Source organism: Mesorhizobium sp. WSM4989, assembly GCF_029625795.1.
GTDB lineage: Bacteria > Pseudomonadota > Alphaproteobacteria > Rhizobiales > Rhizobiaceae > Mesorhizobium.
In genome coordinates, this window is record NZ_JARTVN010000013.1 from 1 (window position 1) to 3,698 (window position 3,698).

3 protein-coding genes are annotated in these 3,698 nt (G+C 58.5%); all 3 read left to right on the top strand.

Features of this window, described 5'->3' with window-relative positions:
* A partial coding sequence (locus P9217_RS30105; protein ID WP_127313226.1) for an exopolysaccharide production repressor protein occupies positions 1 to 245 on the top strand: 245 nt, incomplete at its 5' end.
* Between the two features lie 236 nt (positions 246 to 481).
* The gene (locus tag P9217_RS30110) at positions 482 to 1,495 is read left to right on the top strand and encodes a 1-aminocyclopropane-1-carboxylate deaminase (protein ID WP_024505903.1); all 1,014 of its coding nucleotides are present in this window, start codon (positions 482 to 484) and stop codon (positions 1,493 to 1,495) included.
* 599 nt (positions 1,496 to 2,094) lie between these two features.
* Positions 2,095 to 3,252, top strand: a complete 1,158-nt coding sequence (locus P9217_RS30115; RefSeq protein WP_063170386.1) for a TlpA disulfide reductase family protein — start codon at positions 2,095 to 2,097, stop codon at positions 3,250 to 3,252.
* The last annotated feature ends 446 nt before the right edge of the window (positions 3,253 to 3,698 follow it).

Consider the following 3,698-nt stretch of genomic DNA (forward strand, 5'->3'; position numbering starts at 1 on the left):
GCACTTCATCTTTTTGTCGGCTCGTGGGGCTGGTCCTGTGCAGCAATGCGTCGATGGTTTACTTCGCTTTGGATTCGCTCCGTGTGGCAGTCGTCACGACGCTGGCCTGTTCGCTGCTGCTTCAGGCCGGCTACTTCGGCCGCGTGCTCTTTCTGATCTGGCAGTCCTCTAGCCGCGCTCGTGGAACTCGCCACAGGGGCCAGCATGCCGATGGTTACAGGAAAGCTCGGGTACCAGTCGTCTGACTCTGATCAACTGCGGAATGCAATTTTCAGCTGTGTCCCGGCTTGGTCGAATGCCCAGCATGTGCTGCTGCTTTGATGCGCGGATGACAGGATCAGTGCTCAGACCCACACCAATTTTGGTCACCCTCTGATGACTGAGCTGATCGTATAGGGAATCTGTGTTCGGCTAACACGCGACCATACCCCTGGGCTGACCGGTGCGTAGCAGGTTCAGGTACTTTTTTGCTGGAGATAGCATGCTGGAAAAATTCGAACGTTATCCGCTCACCTTTGGACCCACGCCGATCGAGAGGCTCGACCGCCTCGGCAAGCATCTGGGCGACAAGGTGGAAATCTACGTCAAACGCGAGGACTGCAACTCCGGTCTCGCGTTCGGCGGAAACAAGCTGCGCAAGCTCGAATACATTGTGCCCGACGCGATCGCGTCAGATGCCGATACGCTCGTCACAATCGGTGGCGTGCAGTCCAACCATACGCGCATGGTCGCTGCGGTCGCCGCCAAGATCGGCATGAAATGCCTCCTGGTCCAGGAGAGCTGGGTCCCACATGATGATGCTGTCTACGACCGGGTCGGCAATATCCTCTTGAGCCGCATCATGGGGGCAGAGGTGCGCCTGGTTGACGAGGGCTTTGACATCGGCATCCGCCGCAGCTGGGAAAAGGCACTTTATGAAGTCAAGGCAAGGGGCGGCAGGCCATATGCGATACCTGCCGGCGCCTCTGTCCACAAATACGGCGGCCTGGGCTATGTGGGGTTCGCTGAGGAGGTGCGTGCCCAGGAAGAGCAGCTTGGGTTTGCCTTCGACTATATCGTCGTCTGTACGGTGACTGGTTCAACCCACGGCGGCATGCTCGTCGGGTTCGCCAAGGATGGTCGACAGCGCAACGTGATCGGTATCGATGCCTCCGCCATGCCCGCCAAGACCAAGGCGCAGGTGCTTGGCATCGCCCAAAATACAGCGAAGCTCGTCCACCTCGGAGCGGAAATTGTCGAGGCAGACGTGGTGTTGTTCATGGACTACGCGTACCCGGGTTATGGCGTTCCATCGGAGGAAACCAAAGAGGCAATCCGTTTGTGCGCGCGGCTCGAGGGCATGATTACGGACCCCGTTTACGAGGGCAAATCGATGCAAGGGATGATCGACCTCGTCCAGAGGGGCTTCTTTCCACAGGGATCGAGGGTCCTCTACGCACATCTAGGCGGCGCACCGGCGATCAACGGGTACGGCTACACCTTTCGCAACGGCTGACGTTCGGCAGTCTGCGATTCCGCGGTCGCGCTCGAACGTGGGTAGGTAGCGTCGTTCGAGCGCTTGGCTGGAGAAGTGGAGGCAGCGACGGGCATCCACTAATTGGTACCATTACGTGCTGTCGGTGCTCAACGCCACGCGCATTGAGCGCATGCCGCCGTTGGCAACCGCGAGGCGAATTTTGACTCCGGGGCAAGAATCCACACGCGGCGGTGGCGGCACGAGGACCAAGCCGGCGAGTTCGCGCTTTCGAACTGGCGCCAAACTGCCACTGCTCGAGGGCCGAGGCCAGTCTAATCACAGGCGAGCCGTCCAAGCTCTCAAGAGTGATAGGGCGAAACCCGACAGCGGCAGAAGACATGTCGGGTTCACGACAATCGGCCGCATTTGGCCTCGTGGAGAATTTCAAAGCATTTCCCGCCGCTTACCGGAGCTGAGGGAATTGGCACCTCCGTTGCAGCTTGATGTGCGGCAACACGGTGAGAGCTTCGCTGAAGCAAGCCAGAGGGAGCGATGCCCTCGAGACCGTGTCCGATTTTGACTGGAAAATATTCCGCGACAAAAGAGACGAAAGGTGTGGAATGACTTTGGACACCAAGATGGAACTGCGTATGGGGTCCCCGGCTCCTGCGATCAAAGTGGAGAACTGGCTGCGTGGCGAGCCCCTCACGAACTTTCGGCCCGGCAAGGTCTACCTCGTTGAGTTTTGGGCGACTTGGTGCGGACCATGTGTCGACGCCATGCCCCATTTGATCGAACTGCAGGAGAAATATGAAGGCAGCGGATTTGAGGCGGTCGGAGTTGCCGCCTGCGAACAGGGTCCTACCGCAGACGAGGCGCGGACCAACGTGGATGCCTGGCTGACCGAGGAGTTCCCGAATCTGAATTATCGTATCGGGTTCGATTACATTGGCGAAATGAACAAGCTCTGGATGGATCCCAGCTCTTCGATTGGGATTCCCACCTCGTTCGTGGTCGACCGCGACGGCCACATCGCTTTTATCGGCCACCCGGCGGAACTCGATGACGTTTTGCCGAAAGTCCTTAACGGCAGCTGGCGCAGCAGCTATGAAGCGAAAGCCGCCGATGCAAAGCGCATCGCGCATAACCAACTTGCAGCGCGCGAAATGTCGCTTACCGGGCCGATATACGCCAAACTTGAGCCGGCGATGCAGGCCGAGGATTGGACGGCGGCGCTCTTGGCCATCGAAGAAGGCCTCGCCTTGATGCCAGACTCTTGTGAGTTCCGGCAGATTCATGCGGATCTTCTGCTTCACAAGCTGCGCGACATCAAGACCGGCATGCCGGTCATGCGAGAATTGGTCGAGGACGCGATCGACAAAACGTCCGACGCGGTGTCGTGGATGGCCTTGGCCCTCAACCAACTCTTCGATCCCACGATGGACAATTCCCATCTTCCGCGCGCGGAGCGCTTTGCGATGGGCAACGAGCTCTCGGAACAGATACTGGCACTCAATCCCCCGAACGGCGATGGCCCGTTTAAATACCTCCGGTACCTCCCGGTAGCTCAGTATTATTACGAGAGCGGCAACAAAGATCGCGCAATCGAGTTGATCGAGGTGGCACTGAAATCGGTGGACCGGCTGGGGCCAATTCCGGACCACACCAAACAGTACTATCTTACCCCATTGCTCGAAGCACTGGCCAACTACACGGGTGAGCCTGCCTGTCACGCGGATCTTTGTGTGGCTCCGCAAAAGAAGGCACCCGAAACTCAAAACGAAGTCACTTCCTGAGCAAGAATCGCGAAGGGACTGACAATTGGAATTGAACACTGGCCAATCCGCCCATCGAAGCTCTCTTCGCAGCAAGTATGTCGATGCAGCAGGGCGGCGGCTTGCGGAAGGTTGGATTTCAATTGCGTTGACCACCGGTCGGATCGCGGCGCAGACGATGTGCGCCGCGAATTCGCGCCGCAGGTCTCGCACTCGTGGACATGTCGAGGTCGGCCACGGGGCACTCTTGGGGTTGGCCCGCCCAAGCCATTCGTCGGCCACGCAAGCGGACCCGGAGTGGGCATCGCAGGAAAAGGAAATCGTACCTCGAAGACGAAGACTGAAATGACGAACAACGAAATTCCTCCGGTTGGCCCTGCTGTCAACAATGACGACGAGGCCCTTGCTTCCCCGTTCGTCAAATGCCTCCTGCGGCTCATTCGTACTCAGGATTCCTTCGGCTTATG